We start from the raw sequence: 18,178 nt of genomic DNA, 5'->3' as shown, positions 1-18,178 counted from the left end.
ATTAAATTTTATAATTCAGATACCGTGAGTTGTATAACTAACCTTTCAATGCTTGGATTGGAGATGAAAAACTCACTGACTATTAATAATGAAAATGAACAAATAACAAATGAAAATAAGAAAAAATTACTACATTTTATCCAGGCAGAAAAACCTTATTTTTCAGATCAGGTAGATTTTTCCGTTTTGAAAAAAATAATCCTTGTCAAAGGGCGTAATACAAATCCAAGAATATCATCGCAATCTGGTGCTTTTTTGTTATTTGGACATGATGCAGTTCTTCCTGATACTGGTCACAGTAATTTAAATGTAGAAAATATAGTTGTAAAAAACAAAAGTAAAATTTTAGATGAACTTGAACAATTAAATATAAAATCCAGTACAATCTTCCCCGGAATAGAACAAACCGCCCGTGAGATAGCTAAAAAATATAAAATTGAGTAGATAAATATCACTTCATAAAAAAGTGGAATGATATTTTTATTTAACAAACAAGATTGAATATCAATATCACAGTATGATAACGCACAAAATAGCATAAAATACAGAGAAGTCATCTGATTCTATGCTATTTTACTCATCGGACACTACTCAATATTATATTAAAAATTAATAAACATACTCATAATCAATGTCCGCATGATGCTTATAGAGACTGTCCTTTTCACCATTATTGCTGAATCATTGTACTGCCTGATTCTTTGCCATCATCAGTATAGGTATATTCTTCCGTTGTGGAGTCTGACTGAGTCCGTATTAAGCGGTCTTTGTCATCATAAAAATAGCGTGTATTTGAGTTGTCATTTGGTTGTGTGCTGACTCGGTCCGATTTTGACAGCCGTCCTTTATTATCACTTAAAAAGCGGGTCTCCGCTTTGAATTTCATACGCTCATCACCGAACGTGGCATAAGACGTATCTTCCGATTTTGTTATTTTTCCGTCATTACCGGTCAGAAACTTTCCGTGCATTCTCTGCATCATCAGTATGTTATCAACATCATGCTGGTCAATATCAGACAGTTTAAATGTCATATTATAACGCCAGCCTTCATCCTTTTTATTTATCCTGATGTTAACCACATTGACAATAACATTCTCTTTTATACGAGATTTAACGACCTTATTATTTTCCAGTATCAGCAACCTGCCACAATCATCAAATTTTACATACGAGCTATTATCGATATAGTCATCGCTGCTTTTTATACGTATTTTCATTTCTTTCACTGAGTCGTTAAAAGACCGCTCCTGAGTAAAAATAAAATTATTAAATGCGTTAACGGCAGCCGTTTCTGCTGAACAGTTATTTTCACCGGCATACACATTATAAGAAAAGGCATACATCAGACTTAACAGCAATAATTTTCTCAACGTACGGACTCCCGGCAGCGGAAATAAATAATTAGTGTGTACGGATTATAGATTGATGGCAGCTGACTGCAATATTTATTCCTGCTCATCTCCCGCTATATCCTTCCCGGTATATTCTCCTGTATTCTCAATATTTCCTTCCGGATACTCAGGAGAGTCATATGACTTTTTCTGAAGAAATCCAATCTATTAAACGGTTCTGATTACCGTCGGTTTATTTACAAGCTCACTTTTTTAACTTCTGTTTCATCCGGATCCAGAATCCGGCCTTCCTGAGAAACCGGCACCATTGCAGCCAGTGGTTTGCCGGTTTCTTTTTCCACTAGCAATGAATGCGGTTCATCGTGCCCGAAAAGATGCATTTCCCCCCACTGTCTCAGCGCCACAATCACGGGGAAAAGGTGTTTTCCTTCCTCAGTCAGTACATATTCCTGATAAGCCGTTCCGTCCGAAGCATCTTTCATTTCCAGAATACCTGCGCTGAGTAATTTGCGCAGTCGGTCAGAGAGAATATTCCGCGCAATGCCTGAGTTTCGCTGAAAATCACCAAAACGGCGGATCCCGTCAAAAGCATCACGGACAATCAGTAATGACCAGCGGTCACCAATCAAATCTGCACTGCGGGCGACAGGGCATGGTGTTTTATTACCGGGTTTATCTGCGGGCATGATATCTCCTTTAGCTGTGCGAATATTCTGGTTGCATTTTAAAACTACATTTTCTATGATTCAACTGGTTTCAAAATGCAACCAGTTTAAGAGGGAATATGAAGAACATCGGTACGGTCCCCGTTCCGGCTGTAAATGCCGGTATTACACGGACGCCATTACCCGGCAGCCTTGTCTGGTTGTTTGCTGCGGCAAGCGGGCTGAGTGTGGCGAATGTCTATTATGCACAGCCTCTGCTGGATGCACTTGCCCGTGATTTTGCCATCAGCCATGCAGCTGTCGGCGGTGTCATTACCGCCACACAAATCGGCAGTGCTCTGGCACTGTTACTGCTGGTTCCGCTCGGGGACAAAACCGATCGCCGTAATCTGATGACCTTTCAGCTGGCAGCGTTAATCCTGGCGCTTTTCATTGTCGGGCTGGCGGCAACCCCTGCCGTACTCCTCGGCGGTATGCTGGCTGTCGGCATGCTGGGCACCGCAATGACGCAGGGGCTTATCGCTTATGCTGCCGGTGTTGCGGGACCGGGTGAGCAGGGGCGTGTGGTCGGTGCCGCACAGGGCGGCGTCTTTACCGGGTTGTTACTGGCGAGAGTGTTTTCCGGTGCAGTCAGTGATTTGGCCGGTTGGCGCGGTGTGTATATCAGCTCTGCAATCATGATGCTGCTTATTTTACTGCCTCTGCGAAAACACCTGCCCCGCATGGCAGTTACGCAGACCACCGGGAGTTACCGGCAACTGATGGTCTCAATGGTCTCATTACTGAAAGAGCAAAAAGTACTGCAAATCAGAGGGATCCTCTCATTCCTGATGTTTGCGGCATTCAATATATTCTGGAGTGCCCTTGTCATTCCGCTGAGCGCTGCGCCCTATTCTTTTTCTCACACCGCTATCGGGGCTTTTGGTCCCGCCGGTGCAATCGGTGCCATTGCCGCCTCAAACGCCGGAAAGCAGGCAGATCGGGGATACGGGCAGCGCACCAGTTTTATCGCGCTGATACTGCTGATTGCCGCCTGGCTGCCCATTTCATTTATGGACTGGTCATTGTGGGCGCTGATCGCCGGAATTGTGTTGCTGGATGCAGGCGGTCAGTCTTTGCATGTCACCAGTCAGAGTATGATTTTCCGGACAGGATCTGAAGCTCACAGTCGTCTGACCGGCCTTTATATGATGTTTTATGCCGCCGGAAGTGGCCTCGGCGCAATCAGTGCCACTATGATGTATGCATATGCGGGCTGGAACGGTGTCTGCCTGCTGGGCGCATCCGTCAGTTTGCTGGCATTACTCTTCTGGCGGGCTACACTTACTATCGCCGAGTAAGACAACCTGCTGATTATCAGCTGAAAACAATTTACAACCGGCCGCGATCAGTTCACTATCAGGAACCAAGTATTATCTGCTATTTATTTTGGAAAAACCGGTGGTCGCTCTGTGATATCAACCCGTTCCCGAGTCATTATCCATCTGAGCAGTTTTTTGATAGTGATTTACAGCCTGACGCTGTTATTGCCGATGCTGGTTGCGCTGATTGCGCAGGAGCAGAGTTTTTTCGCGTTTGCCGGCAGTTTTCTGATTTTCTTTCCGGCCGGGTTAGTGTGCTGGTACCGCAGTAAAACCACCGGGCTGCAATTACAGACACGGGACGGCTTTCTGGTGATTGCGGTATTCTGGCTGTTATTTTCTGTTATCAGCGCCATGCCGTTCTGGCTGGATGATCATTTGAATATGGCCTTTGAGGATGCTTTATTTGAAGGGGTTTCCGGTATCACCACCACCGGCGCATCGGTATTTCACAATGTCACCGATTTGCCCCGCTCGGTTTTATATTACCGCGCCCAGCTTAATTTTATCGGCGGTCTGGGGGTTATTGTCCTGGCGGTGGCGATATTTCCGCTGCTGGGTATCGGGGGGATGCGTTTATATCAGTCCGAAATGCCCGGCCCGTTTAAAGATGAGAAATTAACGCCCCGCTTAGCCAGCTCGGCCCGTAATTTATGGTTCACCTATTTATTACTGGGATTTTGCTGCACCGTTGCCTTTAAACTGGCCGGAATGACCTGGTTTGATGCCTTATGCCACGGGCTGTCTACCGTCTCTCTCGGCGGGTTTTCCACTTACAGTGAGAGTATCGGCTATTTTAACAGCGCCGCGATTGAGTTAGTGGCGGGGGCTTTTTCTTTATTATCTGCCGTCAACTTTACCCTCTATTTTGTGGCCCTGGCAAAACGCAGCCTGAAACCCTTATTCAGTAACACAGAATTACGTTTCTATTTCGCCGTGGCCGCCTTTATTATTGCGCTGGTCTTTTTTGAAGTGTGGCGGGCAAATATGTATTCGTCCGCCGAAGAATCCTTTGTCCATGCTTTTTTTCTCACCAGTTCCATGCTGACAGATAACGGGCTTGCCACCGGTGATTATGCGCAGTGGCCGTCTCATATTATTGTTCTCTTATTATTTGCCAGTTTTTTCGGTGGTTGTGTCGGCTCCACCTGCGGCGGTATAAAAGCGATCCGGTTTTTAATTCTCTCCAAACAGAGCTGGCGGGAAGTCTATTCCCTGATCCACCCGAAAGCTCAAACCCTGATTAAAGTCGGTGATACCGTTGTGCAGCACCGGCTGATTAATTCCGTCCTGAGCTTTTTCTTCCTTTATGTTATTTGTACCTGCTTTTTCATCTGGTGCCTTAATCTGATGGGGTACGATTTAATGACCTCATTTGCCAGTGTCACCGCCTGTATTAATAATATGGGACTGGGATTCGGATTAACCGCGCCGGGCTTCGGGGAGATCTCCCCGGCGGCAAAATACCTGCTCTGTTTTGCCATGTTATTAGGCCGTCTGGAGATATATACTCTGTTGGTGTTGTTATCGGTCAGTTTCTGGCGTAACTGGCCGTAGTTAACATCACATTCCGCACGATTGTGAAACCACAGGAATTCAGTTTTATTCTGTGATACGTTTCAATAACCTCGGGCGAAAATTGCTGTAAAATCAAATAATAAGTAATTAACGCCTGTTGTTTGTGTTTTTTTATTTCAAAATCAACAACATCTGTGGATTTTATTTTGTGATGTAACTCACATAAAAATGAAAATCAATTCATTGTTACACCAGAAACAATCGGTTCAGCGCGATTTTATCGTAAGTCATAAGTATTTTTACAAATGTCAATAAAAATACTTTCCGGATGGCAATGATAAAATGCATAAATTGTTCTTGTTTATAGGTTATTTTGTTAATTTTATGTTTCATTGATATAGTTTCATGTAATTTTATTACACAAAATGTCAAAAGAAACGTTTTTGCATCAAATTAATAACATAATCATATCAATAATGGGCGCAGATCACATTTTTCAGTTCTCCCTCCCCTTTTTATCATCCCTGCTCCTATAGTCAGGCTTCTATTTGGTCTCCCTGCAACACTCTCTGTATCCATATAAAAAGGGTTATTACCGATGAAGAAATCATTTTTTAAAGTCGCTGCATTATCTGTTGCGCTTTTCTCTGCCAGCGTCATGGCAAAAGAATACGAAATCGTCAACGTTGTCAAAGTCTCCGGGATTCCGTGGTTTAACCAGATGGATAAAGGGGTTCAGCAGGCGGCAAAAGATCTGGGCGTGAATGCATATCAGGTCGGGCCTTCCACGCCGGATCCGGCTCAGCAGGTAAAAATCATTGAAGACCTGATTGCCAAGAAAGTCGATGCGATTACCGTTGTGCCGAACGATGTGACCGTTCTTGAGCCGGTCTTTAAGAAAGCCCGCGAACAAGGCATCGTTGTGCTGACTCACGAAGCACCGGACGGCCATAACGCTGACTGGGATATCGAAACTATCGATAACGATGCTTATGCCAAAGCGACCATGGATGAACTGGCGAAAAACATGGGCGGCAAAGGCGGCTATGTGATTTATGTCGGTTCCCTGACGGTGCCTCTGCATAATAACTGGGCGAACCTGGCAGTTGAGTATCAGAAGAAAACCTATCCGGAAATGTTTGAAGTGACCAGCCGTATGCCGGTTGCGGAAAGCATTGATGCCTCTTTCGCGGCAACCAATGACCTGATGAAAGCCCATCCTGAAATGAAAGGAATTGTTTCTTACGGTTCACTGGGCCTGATTGGTGCCGGTGAGGCCATCAAGAAAAAACGTGCGAAAAACAAAATCAGCACCGCAGGTATCCTGATGCCGGCTCAGGCGGCACCGTATCTGAAAGGCGGCGAAATCAAGAAAGGTTTCCTGTGGAACCCGGCTGATGCGGGTTACGCGCTGGTGTCGGTCTCCAAAGATATGCTGGACGGCAAAAAAGTGACTGACGGTGTGGAAGTCAAAGATCTGGGTAAAGCTGAAATTGATACTCAGAAACAGGTGATTAAATTCAATAAAATCCTGGAAGTTGACAGCAATAACGCCACCTCGCTCGGTTTCTGATCCTTCTTTATTTTTTGTTAAAAAGGGCAGCATCCGTGCTGCCCTGTCATGGGCTGGTATATGTCAAAAGACGCACTGATTACCTTAAAACAGGTTTCCAAACACTTCGGCTCCGTCATTGCACTCGATAATATAAATCTGACGTTTAACCGGGGTGAGGTTCATTGTCTCGCCGGTAAGAATGGCTGCGGCAAAAGTACCTTATTCAAGGTGATCTCCGGTGTTCATCCGCCGGAAAAGGGCGCAGAAATTATTATTAACGGGCAGAGCTACAACAGGTTAACCCCGCAGCAATCTATTGAGCAGGGTATCCAGGTGATTTACCAGGATCTCTCGCTTTTTCCCAACCTGACCGTTGCTGAAAACATTGTGATTCAGGAACATGTTAAGTGGTACAAAGGGCTGGCTGACCGCCGCCGCCAGATGAAACAGGCGCAGGAAATTATCAGCCGTATTGGCTTGTCCCTGCCCCTGCATAAACGTGTTGAACAACTTTCCATTGCTGAATGTCAGCTGGTCGCTATCTGCCGCGCGATGGCAAATGACGCCCGGCTGGTGATTATGGATGAACCGACAGCCTCACTGACGCGCAGTGAAGTCAATCAGCTGATCCGCGTGGTCGCTGATCTGAAAGCCAACGGCGTTACCGTGGTGTTTGTCAGCCATAAGCTGGATGAAGTGATGGAAATTTCCGACCGGATCTCCGTGATCCGTGACGGAAAACTGATCGGAACGTATGATGCGGATAAGATGAACAGTGATGAGCTGGCATATCTTATGACGGGTCAGCGTTTCGAGTTCACACCACTTTCTGCGTACAACACCGGGGGACTCTTACGTCTCAGCGCAGAGAAACTGACAAAGCAACATCAATTTTATGATATTGACCTGAAGCTGCATGCCGGTGAAGTGGTCAGCATTACCGGGCTGCTCGGTTCCGGACGCACAGAGTTGTGTCTGTCACTGTTCGGCATGACGAAACCTGACAGCGGCACCCTGCTGATCAACGGTTCACCGGTAACACTCCACTCCAACCGGGATGCGATTAATCACGGCATCGGCTATGTGTCGGAAGACCGCATGAGCACGGGACTGGTGATGGCGCAGTCCATTCACGACAACACCACCTCCGTGATGCTGCCGCGTCTGACCCGCAAAGGCGGAATGCTCGATCACACCCGGGCACATGAACTGGTCAGCGGACTGATTGAGGCACTGCAGATAAAAGTGTCCGATCCGGCGCTGCCGGTCACCAGCCTGTCCGGCGGGAACGCCCAGCGTATTGCGATCGCCAAGTGGATAGCGGCGAAACCGGATATTCTGATCCTCGATTCCCCGACGGTCGGCGTGGATGTCGCCAATAAAGAGAGTATTTATCAGATCATCAGAATGCTGGCCGCCGAAGGCATGGCGATTCTGATGATCAGTGATGAAATTCCTGAAGTATTCTATAACAGTCACCGGGTCATTGTGATGAAAGAAGGTCGTTTTACCCATGAGTTCAATCCGTTAACCACAACGGAGCAGGCAATTACGGAGGCGGTTAATGCTTAAGTCATGTCGTCATCTGTTTGCACATCATGAGTTCTGGCTGGCGGTATTAATTGTGCTGCTCAGTGTGTTTCTCAGCATCACCAATGAAGATTTTATGACATTGGGCAATGTGTTTGATATGACCACCAGCACCGCTATCCTGGCGATTATGGCCTGTGGTCTGTTTGTGGTGCTGGTCTCCGGCGGGATTGATATCTCCTTCCCGGCCACGGCGGCCACCGCACAGTATGTGATGGCAACGTATGTGCTGTCACAGGGCGGTAACTTCTTTATCGCCTTTGCTATCGCGGCGGTGGTGGGTCTGCTGCTGGGGCTGATCAACGCCCTGCTGATCTACCGCCTGAAAGTGCCGTCTATTATTATTACCATTTCCACTCTGAACGTCTTTTTCGGCCTGCTGATCTATTTCACCAACGGCGAATGGCTGTACGGCTTTCCGGAGTGGTTTATGGATGGTGTCGAGGTGATGTCATTTACCGGCAGCGACGGCTATGACTACGGCCTTTCCCTGCCGATCCTGACCCTGATTGCCGTGATTATTTTCACCGGTTTTCTGATGAGCAAAACCCGTGTCGGCCGTCAGATTTATGCGGTCGGCGGTAATGCGGATGCCGCGAAGCGTGTGGGTATCAGTATTCTCGGCGTGATGCTGTTTGTTTACGGCTATATGGGTGCCCTGGCAGGCATTGCCTCTGTGGTACAGACACAAATCACCCAGTCCGTTGCACCAAATGCCCTGATGGGCTTTGAACTGACGGTGCTGGCCGCCGTGGTATTAGGCGGTGTCAGCATGACCGGCGGCAAAGGCACGCTGACCGGGGTTATCCTCGGGGTTGCCCTGCTGGCGATTGTCAAAAACGGCCTGACCCTGGCCGGTGTTCCGTCCTACTGGCACACCGTGCTGACCGGGCTTATCATTGTTATCAGTATCAGTTTCACCGCGTATAACGAAAAACGCCGTGCCGCTGCGGGAGGTCATCTGTCATGATGTCAATGCTGAATCTGCGGAGTGACCGCAACATTATTTACCTGCTGGTGATTATGGCCGCTATCCTGCTGTTGCAGGGGATGTTTAATGCAGGCGCGTTTTTCTCTGTCTCCAACTTCCAGTCTATGACCTCCCAGATGCCGCTGCTCGGTATGCTGGCACTGGCGATGTCTGTCTGTATGCTGACCGGCGGGATCAACCTGTCCATTATCGCGACCACCAATGCCTGTGGGCTGGTGATGGCGAGTGTGATGGCCATGAGCCCGGGTGATGGCGCAATGTTACTGCCTGCCCTGCTGGCCGGGCTGGTCACCGCCGTGATTATCGGGCTGATCAACGGTTTTCTGATTGCCTTTGTCGGGGTGTCTCCGATCCTCGCCACCCTCGGGATGATGACATTAATCAACGGCCTGAATGTGCTGATTTCCGGCGGTACCGTGATCTCCGGTTTCCCGCCGTCACTGCTGTGGCTGGGTAACGGCACACTGCTCGGTATTCCGATGCCGCTGATCCTGTTCCTGCTGTTTGCATTCCTGCTGTGGGGATTACTGGAATATACACCGCTTGGCCGTACCGTTTATCTGATGGGTTCTAATGAGAAAGCAACACGCTTTTCCGGCCTGAACACGCAGAAAACCATCATGGCGGTGTATGTGATTTCGTCTGTCCTGTGCTGGGTGGCCGCGATTATTATGATGGCTAAGTTTAACTCCGCCAAAGCGGGATACGGAGAATCTTATCTGCTGATCGCCATTCTGGCTTCCGTGCTCGGCGGCGTGAACCCGGACGGTGGTTTCGGGCGCATTATCGGTATTGTTCTGGCCCTGTTTGTCTTACAGATGCTGGAAAGCGGCCTGAACCTGCTGGGTGTCAGCAGTTACCTCATCATGGCGCTGTGGGGCGGTATTCTTATCTTATTTATTGCATTGCAGAAAGCCCGGTCATAAGGGAGCGGATTATGAGTGTCTATTTTATTGGTGTGGATGTCGGGAGCGGCAGCGCCCGGGCCGGGGTTTTTGATGCAGCCGGACGCAAGAAAGGCGAAGCAAAGCGGGATATCCGTCAGTTCAAGCCACAGGCGGATTATGTTGAACAATCCTCTGATGATATCTGGCGCAGTGTGTGTCTCGCGGTAAAAGATGCGGTGGCACAGGCGCGTATCGATCCGATTCAGGTCAAAGGCCTCGGTTTTGATGCCACCTGCTCCCTGGTGGTGCTGGATAAACAGGGTCAGCCGCTGACCGTCAGCCCGACCGGGCGCAGCGAACAGAACATTATTATGTGGATGGATCACCGGGCTATCAGCCAGGCGCAGCGGATCAATGACACCAAACACCCGGTGCTGGCGTATGTCGGCAACCGTATCTCGCCGGAGATGGAAACGCCGAAACTGTTATGGCTGAAGCAGAACATGCCGACCACCTGGGCGAAAGCGGGCTATTTCTTTGATTTGCCCGATTTTCTGACCTGGAAAGCAACTTACACCAACAGCCGGTCACTCTGCTCCACTGTGTGTAAATGGACCTATCTCGGCCATGAAGATCGCTGGGACACCCATTTCTTCCGCCAGATTGGTCTGGACGATCTGCTGGAAAACGATGCGCAGATTATCGGTCGTGAGATCCGCCCGATGGGTGAGCCGGTCGGTAACGGCCTGACGCCGAATGCAGCGGCAGATTTGGGGCTGATCCCGGGCACGCCGGTGGCCACCTCGATTATTGATGCCCATGCCGGGGGGATCGGTGTGCTGGGTGCCGCCGATGCCACCGGCGCACAACCGGATTTCAACACCCGGCTGGCGCTGATCGGCGGTACCTCGTCCTGTCATATGGCGGTATCCCAAAATGCCCGCTTTATCGACGGGATCTGGGGGGCCTATTACAGTGCCATGATTCCGGGTTACTGGCTCAATGAGGGCGGACAATCCGCAACCGGTGCGCTGATCGACCATATGATCACGTCACACCCGCAGTACAATGATGCGAAAAAGCTGGCTGAACAGAATCAGCAAACGGTGTATCAGCTCCTCAATGACCGTCTTCTGTCGCTGGCGGGTTCAAAAGAGGATATCGCCCTGCTGACACGGCATATCCATGTGCTGCCTTATTTCCACGGTAACCGCTCACCACGGGCAAACCCGAACCTGCGCGGTGTGGTGACCGGTCTGCGTATGACCCAGACCCTCGATGATCTTGCGCTGATTTATCTGGCGACCATTCAGGCGATTGCGCTGGGCACCCGTCACATCATTGAAGAGATGAATAAAGCCGGATATGCCATTGATACCATCATGGGTTGCGGCGGCGGCACCAAGAACCCGATCTTTATTCAGGAACACGCCAACGCCACCGGCTGCGCCATGCTGCTGCCGGAAGAGAGCGAAGCGGTTCTGCTGGGATCGGCCATGCTCGGCTCTGTGGCTGCGGGCTTTTATGCCTCTATCCCGGAAGCGATGCAGGCGATGAGCCGGATCAGCAAAACCGTGACACCGCAGACGGAGAGCATCAAGCAGTTTTATGATGCCAAATACCGTGTATTCCATCAGTTGTATCATGATGACCAGCGTTACCGGCAACTGATGTCGGAAGTATAATATTCTGGTTTTATCCGCAGAGGCGCGTTTTTTAACGCGCCTTTTTCTTTGCCTCTGATTTGACTCTCATCACAAAATCACTGCGCAATCCTGTTGCTTATAACCTGCCTGACTGCACAATTCTGTTGCGTTTCGTGATAACCCTCACAGTTTACAGGGGTAACGCATGTGTCACCTTCAGGGTTTCCATCGGAACTTCCGTCTTAACGCTTTGAATACTGGGTATTTGTGTCAGGTGGTCGGCATGGAAACGCCGGTATGAGGTCAGGTCTTTGGTCACAATGCGGATCATGGCATCACATTCACCGGCCATCAGGTGACACTCCACTATCTCCGGCATTTCATTAATCGCCGCAACAAAATCATTGATCGTCTGTGCGTCCTGTCCCTTAAACCAGATACGGGCATAGAGCATCAGCCCCGCGCCTATCTTGCTGCCGTCCAGAATCGCCGCATAGCGCCTGATAACGCCGGTTTCCTCCAGACGACGTACCCGCCTCAGGCAGGGTGACGGCGAGAGCCCCACTTCGCGGGCCAGCTCCACATTCTGCATTCTGCCGTTACGTTGCAGCTGGTCCAGAATCCGCCGATCCATCTTATCCAGTTCAATTGACATTTAAATTACCACCTGACAGTTTCCGAGCAATAATATTGCTAAGAATAGTTTTTTCGGGTCAATTTAACAACCTAATTTCCCGCGAAGCCCCGTATAATTTGCATAACAAATCAGGGCGTCACAATATTGAATTAAATTCCTAATATTCAACAAATTGTGAATTATTCATCTATTTTTGAACTTGGGGTGTCGTATGGTCATAAATACATTGATGGTGTTTGGCGCAACCGTGTTACCCATTGTATTTGCTCCCGGACCCGATATTTTATTTGTTTCATCACAAGGTCTCGCCAGCGGTTCCCGCGCGGCCCTGAAAGCCAACATGGGTGTGCTGCTGGGTTACGGTATGCATTCCATTCTGGCGGCGTTCGGGCTGGCAGCTGTGGTGGTGGCATCCCCTGTTCTGTTTAACGGCATGCGCTGGTTCGGCGTGGCCTATATTGCTTACCTGGCTGTCCGTATGGTGATGTCCGCCATGCACAAGAGCGAAATGCCGCCGATGCAGCCGGCAGCAAAATCAGTTATTACCAAAGGCTTTTTTACCAGTTTTCTGAATCCGAAAGGATTGCTGGTCTACTTTGCTATCCTGCCGAACTTTATTTCCGGCAGTGAAAGTGTCGCAATGCAGTCCCTGCTGTTATCCGGCGTGTATATCGCCAGCTGTGCCGTCGTTTACAGCGGTGTGGCACTGATTTTCGGCCAGATGAGCAAAGGGGAATACAACGACAAGCGCCGCCGTCTCGGTGAAGGTGTTGCCGGGGGATTACTGGCTACTGCGGCAATGAGCCTGGCGTTCAGTTAATCTGCGGAAAGTCAGCGTAATCAGCAAAACGGGCACTGAGAAGTGCCCTTTTTTAATATCCGCGCCATGACAAATTTCTGTCACCCCTGCGTTTTCTTGAGTACATGACACAACTGCCCCAGTACTTTCATGGCGTTATCCAGCCGGTCATTCCATTCAAATGAGCAGTTCAGGCGGAAGGCGTGGTTAAACTGGTCACTGGTGGAAAACATGGAGCCGGGCGCGATGCTGATCTGCTCATTGAGTGCCATACGGTACAGTTTGACGGCATCAAACGGCGGTTCAAATTCCAGCCAGAGGAAATAGCCGCCCTGCGGGCAGTTTACCTTCACATCTGACGGGAAATATTCGCTGATGGCATACAGCATACGGTGCTGGCGCTGTTCCAGCTGCTGGCGCAGTTTTTTCAGATGCGCATCATAGCCGCCCTGGCCGAGATATTCCGCAATCGCCTGCTGTGTCGGCATACTGGCAGATACGGTACTCATCATCTGTAACTGCTGAACTTTGCGGGCATGTTTTCCTGCCGCCACCCAGCCGACCCGGAAGCCCGGCGCCAGACATTTGGAAAATGAGGAACAATGGAAAAAATTGTTGTCTTTATCCAGGCTTTTCGCCGGTTGCGGTGCATTGCTGCCAAACCAGAGCTCACTGTAGACATCATCCTCAATCAGGGCGATTTCATGCCGTGTCAGGATCTCCACCAGCCGCCGCTTGTTTTCCGGCGGCATGGTACCACCGAGCGGGTTCTGGAAATGCGTCATCAGCCAGCAGGCTTTGATATCATAGCGCCCGGCGACTTCTTCCAGAGCATCAAGGTCGATCCCGGTCTGCGGATCGGTTTTGATCGCCACCGCTTTCAGACGCAGACGCTCAATCGCCTGTAATGCGCCGTAAAATGCCGGGGATTCAATCACCACCCAGTCCCCCGGTTCCGTGACTGCCTGCAGACTCAGCGACAGAGATTCCATTGCCCCGGCGGTAATGACGATATCATCCGGCGAAACATGGATACCCTGCGCGGCATAGCGGCGGGAGATATTACGCCGCAGTTTTTCATTCCCCGGCGGCATATTGACCACGGCACTCTGTGGCGCGATGCGGCGTGCCACTGCACCCAGCGCTTTGGAGAGTTTCGGCTGTACCAGCAGCGAAGGATCGGGGAATGCCGACCCGAACGGAATAATGGCCGGGTCTTTGCAGGCCTGAAGCACATCAAACAGCGAGGCGTTGATCTCCACATTTTCACTCAGGTGCATACCCAGGCCGCCTTTGGCCTGAGCAAACGCCGGGGCGCGTTTGGCGACAAAATACCCGGACTGCGGACGGGCCACCACCCAGCCCTGGCTCTCCAGTAACTGATACGACTGTACGACAGTCATCAGGCTCAGTCCCGACTGTTTTGCACTTTCCCGCAATGACGGCAGCCGGTCACCAACCTGCCAGATATCATCTTCTATCTGCTGTTTTATCTGCTCTGCTAACTGTTCGTAGCGTGTCATGGAGCGCTCTCCGTAAAACTGTTATAGTCATTTCGTTATTAATTGTCACTATTATACTTTAGCAACTCATGGTGTACTGTGCCACACATTTCATCTGCGTAATTATTATTTGCATAGTTATAATAACGAGAGGTCACTATGTTTGGGTTAAGTGCCCTTGAGCTTGCGCGAATTCAGTTCGCCTTCACTGTGTCGTTTCATATCATTTTTCCTGCGATCACCATCGGCCTGGCGTCATTTCTGGCGGTGCTTGAGGGGATGTGGCTGAAAACCCGCAATGAGGATTACAAAAAGCTCTTTCATTTCTGGTCAGCCATCTTTGCCGTGAATTTCGGTATGGGGGTGGTTTCCGGTCTGGTGATGGCCTATCAGTTCGGCACCAACTGGAGTTTCTTTTCTGAGTTTGCGGGGTCAATCACCGGTCCGCTGCTTACTTATGAAGTACTGACCGCGTTCTTCCTGGAAGCCGGTTTCCTCGGCGTGATGCTGTTCGGCTGGCACCGTGTCGGTGAAAAGCTGCACTATTTCGCCACCTGCATGGTTGCGCTCGGTACACTGATGTCCACTTTCTGGATCCTGGCTTCCAACAGCTGGATGCAGACCCCGCAGGGGCATGAAGTAATAAACGGTGTTGTGGTGCCGGTGGACTGGTTCGCGGTGATTTTCAATCCGTCCTTTCCGTACCGCCTGCTGCATATGACAACCGCGGCATTTCTGGCATCCGCCTTCTTTATCGCTGCTTCTGCCGCCTGGCACCTGCTGCGCGGCAACAAATCCGGTGCCATGAAAAAGATGTTTTCCATGTCATTGTGGCTGATTGTGGTTCTCGCTCCGTTCCAGGCGCTGATTGGTGATGCGCACGGGCTGAACACGCTGAAACATCAGCCGGTTAAGGTTGCGGCAATGGAAGGTCACTGGGAAAACAAACCCGGCGAGGCCACACCGCTGATCCTGTTTGGTATTCCGGATAATGCACAGGAAAAAACCCGTTATACCGTGGAAATTCCCGGGCTGGCCAGTCTGATCCTGACACACAGCCTTGATAAACAGGTGCCCGCGCTGACCGAATTCCCGCCGGAAGACAGACCGGACAATGTGTTCGCCGTGTTCTGGTCATTCCGTGTGATGGCCGGCCTCGGCATGCTGATGCTGCTGGCTGCCGCACTGAGCCTGTGGCTGCGTTACCGGGGGCGTTTATATGATTCGCGTCCTTTCCAGCGCTTTATGTTATGGATGGCACCGTCCGGGCTTATCGCGATCCTCGCGGGCTGGTTTGTGACTGAAATCGGCCGTCAGCCGTGGGTGGTTTACGGATTACAGCGCACGACAGATGCCGTTTCGGCACACGGTGATATGCATATGAGTATCAGCCTGCTGATCTTCTTTATTGTTTATGGTTCTGTGTTTGGCATCGGCTACATCTATATGATGAAACTGATCCGCAAAGGTATCGCACCGGAGGTGTCTCATGGACATTGATTTACCCCTGATTTGGTTCGTCATTATTATATTCAGTACGCTGATGTATATCGTGATGGACGGGTTTGACCTCGGTATCGGCATCCTCTATCCCTTTGTGAAAAGCAATGCTGACCGCGATTTGATGATGAACAGTGTCGCCCCGGTCTGGGACGGCAACGAAACCTGGCTGGTACTGGGCGGTGCCGCGCTGTTCGGCGCTTTCCCGCTCGCCTATGCGGTGATTCTGGATGCGCTCGCCATTCCGCTGACACTGATGCTGGTGGCGTTAATCTTCCGTGGCGTGGCTTTTGAGTTCCGCTTTAAAGCGGATGAACATCACCGTTATTTCTGGGATCGCGCGTTTCTGATCAGTTCTGTCATCGCCACCTTTGTGCAGGGTGTGGCCGTTGGCAGCGTGATTGAAGGGTTTCCGGTCGCAAACCGCGCCTTTACCGGCGGTGCCTTTGACTGGCTGGCACCGTTCCCGCTGTTCTGCGGTTTCGGTCTGGTGATCGCGTATGCCCTTCTGGGTTGCGGCTGGCTGGTGATGAAAACAGAAAGTCACCTGCAACAACAGATGTATAAGGTGCTGAAACCACTGACCCTGGTGATGCTGGCAGTACTGGCCGTGATCAGCCTGTGGACCCCGCTGGCGCATGACGCCATTGCGGCACGCTGGTTCAGTTTCCCGAACATTCTGTTCTTCCTGCCGGTGCCGCTGCTGGTGCTTGCCTGTACCGTTGCGCTGTTCCGCAGTGTCAGCCGTCATCTGCACTATACGCCGTTTTTTGCGGCACTCGGCCTGGTTTTTCTGGGCTTCACCGGGCTCGGTATCAGTATCTGGCCGATGATCATTCCGCCGGTGATTGATTATCAAATGGCCGCCGCCCCCGGCGAAAGCCTGAGCTTTATGCTGGTCGGCGCTTTATTCATCATACCGGTGATCCTGGTATATACCTGGTGGAGTTATTATGTCTTCAGAGGAAAAATCACCCATGACCAGGGCTATCACTGAGCCTGCCACAGCAACCCCTTGGTGGAAAAAAGCCGCCTGGATGGTCGCTATCTGGGCAGGCAGTGTGCTGGCACTGTTTGCCGTCTCATCACTTTTCCGCTTATTAATGACGGCGGCGGGAATGAAAGTAAGATAGTCGTCATATCTCATCAGTAAGTACCTCATCAGTACATCATGCACTGTGCAAACAGCTGCATTGCCCGGCACACCGCCCCCCATGCGGTGTGCTTTTTTTAATAATTTTATTGATAATGATTACCATTCTTCTGAATTCCTGATACACTCCGCGAAATAGATATAACTAAACTGATAACAATAGAACGGAGAATTGCGCATGAGCCGGGAAAAAAATATCTACCGCCCTGCACCGCCGCGTCTGATTCAGGTGAAATCCTTTACCGACGTTACCCCCAATCTGCGCCGCATCACCTTTACGGCAGAATCGCTGGACACCTATCCTGCAGATTGCGAAGGTGGTCACCTGAAGCTGTTTATTGCCAAAGATGCGCCGAATCCGCCTGCTCTGCCGGTACTGTCCGATAAAGGGCCGGTCTGGCCGGAAGATAAGCCGCGTCCGGTCGCCCGTACCTATACCGTGCGGGCAATCCGCCCTGAACGGAAAGAAATCGATATTGAATTCGCGATGCATGATGATGCCGGTCCGGCAGTGGATTTCGCCAGAAATGCCAAACCGGGGGATTATATCGGTATTACCAATCCCGGCGGACCGGATCCGCTGCTGCCGGCGGCGAAACACTACTATATGGCTGCCGACTTAACAGCGCTTCCCGCTGTTGCCGCGCTGCTGGAAAAAATGCCCGCAGAGGCGCAGGGCAATGTGGTGATCCGCATCGACCACGCGGATGATCAGCAGGTGCTGAACAAACCGGCGGGTATCACCCTGCACTGGGTGACCGGCGGTACAGAGAAAACCGGTGAGGTCACCGCGCTGTTTAAAAGCTGGCCGGTCGCCGATGTGACAGAATGTACATTCTGGATTGCCGGAGAGGACGCAATGGTCAGGGATCTGCGCCGTTATGTGCGCCGTGAGCTGAACGGGGAACACAGCCAGATGTATGCGATCCCGTACTGGCGTTTCGGTTACGATGAGGAAGGTTATCACCGCCTGCGCCATGATGTGATGGATGCTGACGACTGATAATAAACGGGCTGCGG

At 50.5% G+C, this 18,178-nt stretch carries 17 protein-coding genes; 13 read left to right on the top strand and 4 right to left on the bottom strand.

Annotation, left to right across the window (positions count from 1 at the left end; translation table 11 throughout):
• The first annotated feature begins 63 nt into the window (after positions 1–63).
• Positions 64–444, top strand: a complete 381-nt coding sequence (locus U868_RS25085; protein ID WP_162817243.1) for a hypothetical protein — start codon at positions 64–66, stop codon at positions 442–444.
• 226 nt (positions 445–670) lie between these two features.
• On the opposite strand, the gene U868_RS23695 is transcribed toward U868_RS25085, so the two are convergent.
• Positions 671–1,372 carry a hypothetical protein gene (locus tag U868_RS23695; protein ID WP_240182731.1) on the bottom strand — a complete coding sequence of 234 codons (702 nt, stop codon included), beginning with the start codon at positions 1,370–1,372 and terminating at the stop codon, positions 671–673.
• 218 nt (positions 1,373–1,590) lie between these two features.
• On the bottom strand, positions 1,591–2,040 hold the full coding sequence (locus U868_RS0115915) for a winged helix-turn-helix transcriptional regulator (RefSeq protein ID WP_025154154.1): 450 nt from the start codon (positions 2,038–2,040) through the stop codon (positions 1,591–1,593).
• A 98-nt stretch (positions 2,041–2,138) separates the two neighbouring features.
• On the opposite strand from U868_RS0115915, the gene U868_RS0115910 reads away from it, so the two are divergent.
• The 7 genes from U868_RS0115910 to U868_RS0115875 all read left to right on the top strand — a co-directional run bounded on the left by U868_RS0115910 (position 2,139) and on the right by U868_RS0115875 (position 11,606).
• The gene (locus U868_RS0115910) at positions 2,139–3,359 is read left to right on the top strand and encodes an MFS transporter (RefSeq protein WP_025154153.1); all 1,221 of its coding nucleotides are present in this window, start codon (positions 2,139–2,141) and stop codon (positions 3,357–3,359) included.
• A 111-nt stretch (positions 3,360–3,470) separates the two neighbouring features.
• The gene (locus U868_RS0115905) at positions 3,471–4,937 is read left to right on the top strand and encodes a TrkH family potassium uptake protein (protein ID WP_025154152.1); all 1,467 of its coding nucleotides are present in this window, start codon (positions 3,471–3,473) and stop codon (positions 4,935–4,937) included.
• Positions 4,938–5,496: 559 nt separating this feature from the next.
• Positions 5,497–6,471, top strand: a complete 975-nt coding sequence (locus U868_RS0115895; protein WP_024472943.1) for a substrate-binding domain-containing protein — start codon at positions 5,497–5,499, stop codon at positions 6,469–6,471.
• Positions 6,472–6,531: 60 nt separating this feature from the next.
• Positions 6,532–8,025, top strand: coding sequence for a sugar ABC transporter ATP-binding protein (locus U868_RS0115890; protein ID WP_025154151.1), 1,494 nt, complete (start codon positions 6,532–6,534; stop codon positions 8,023–8,025).
• On the top strand, positions 8,018–9,013 hold the full coding sequence (locus U868_RS0115885; protein ID WP_025154150.1) for an ABC transporter permease: 996 nt from the start codon (positions 8,018–8,020) through the stop codon (positions 9,011–9,013). Before U868_RS0115890 ends, U868_RS0115885 begins: the two co-directional genes overlap by 8 nt.
• Positions 9,013–9,960 carry an ABC transporter permease gene (locus tag U868_RS0115880; RefSeq protein ID WP_197708807.1) on the top strand — a complete coding sequence of 316 codons (948 nt, stop codon included), beginning with the start codon at positions 9,013–9,015 and terminating at the stop codon, positions 9,958–9,960. The genes U868_RS0115885 and U868_RS0115880 overlap by 1 nt, the downstream gene beginning before the upstream one ends.
• 11 nt (positions 9,961–9,971) lie before the next feature.
• Entirely contained in the window at positions 9,972–11,606 is a 1,635-nt protein-coding gene (locus tag U868_RS0115875; protein WP_025154149.1) for an FGGY-family carbohydrate kinase, read from the top strand.
• 151 nt (positions 11,607–11,757) lie between these two features.
• Here U868_RS0115875 and U868_RS0115870 read toward each other — a convergent pair whose 3' ends face one another.
• On the bottom strand, positions 11,758–12,222 hold the full coding sequence (locus tag U868_RS0115870) for an Lrp/AsnC family transcriptional regulator (RefSeq protein WP_004237343.1): 465 nt from the start codon (positions 12,220–12,222) through the stop codon (positions 11,758–11,760).
• A gap of 193 nt (positions 12,223–12,415) precedes the next feature.
• Between U868_RS0115870 and U868_RS0115865 the strand changes: the two genes are divergently transcribed.
• Positions 12,416–13,024: a LysE family translocator gene (locus U868_RS0115865; RefSeq protein ID WP_025154148.1), complete on the top strand. Its 609-nt coding sequence runs from the start codon at positions 12,416–12,418 to the stop codon at positions 13,022–13,024.
• An 80-nt stretch (positions 13,025–13,104) separates the two neighbouring features.
• Here the strand turns inward: U868_RS0115865 and U868_RS0115860 are convergent, their stop codons facing one another.
• Entirely contained in the window at positions 13,105–14,526 is a 1,422-nt protein-coding gene (locus U868_RS0115860; RefSeq protein ID WP_025154147.1) for a PLP-dependent aminotransferase family protein, read from the bottom strand.
• 138 nt (positions 14,527–14,664) lie between these two features.
• On the opposite strand from U868_RS0115860, the gene U868_RS0115855 reads away from it, so the two are divergent.
• From U868_RS0115855 to U868_RS0115840, 4 genes are all read left to right on the top strand, one after another.
• Entirely contained in the window at positions 14,665–16,005 is a 1,341-nt protein-coding gene (locus U868_RS0115855) for a cytochrome ubiquinol oxidase subunit I (RefSeq protein ID WP_025154146.1), read from the top strand.
• Positions 15,995–17,002, top strand: coding sequence for a cytochrome d ubiquinol oxidase subunit II (gene cydB, locus U868_RS0115850; protein WP_025154145.1), 1,008 nt, complete (start codon positions 15,995–15,997; stop codon positions 17,000–17,002). Before U868_RS0115855 ends, cydB begins: the two co-directional genes overlap by 11 nt.
• Positions 16,983–17,138, top strand: a complete 156-nt coding sequence (locus tag U868_RS24615) for a DUF2474 domain-containing protein (protein WP_071997719.1) — start codon at positions 16,983–16,985, stop codon at positions 17,136–17,138. The genes cydB and U868_RS24615 overlap by 20 nt, the downstream gene beginning before the upstream one ends.
• 198 nt (positions 17,139–17,336) lie before the next feature.
• On the top strand, positions 17,337–18,161 hold the full coding sequence (locus U868_RS0115840; protein ID WP_025154144.1) for a siderophore-interacting protein: 825 nt from the start codon (positions 17,337–17,339) through the stop codon (positions 18,159–18,161).
• Positions 18,162–18,178: the final 17 nt, after the last annotated feature.

This window comes from Morganella morganii H1r (assembly GCF_000633515.1).
GTDB lineage: Bacteria > Pseudomonadota > Gammaproteobacteria > Enterobacterales > Enterobacteriaceae > Morganella > Morganella morganii_B.
Note: the sequence above shows the minus strand (reverse complement) of the source record. Positions and strands in the feature narration are given on the sequence as shown.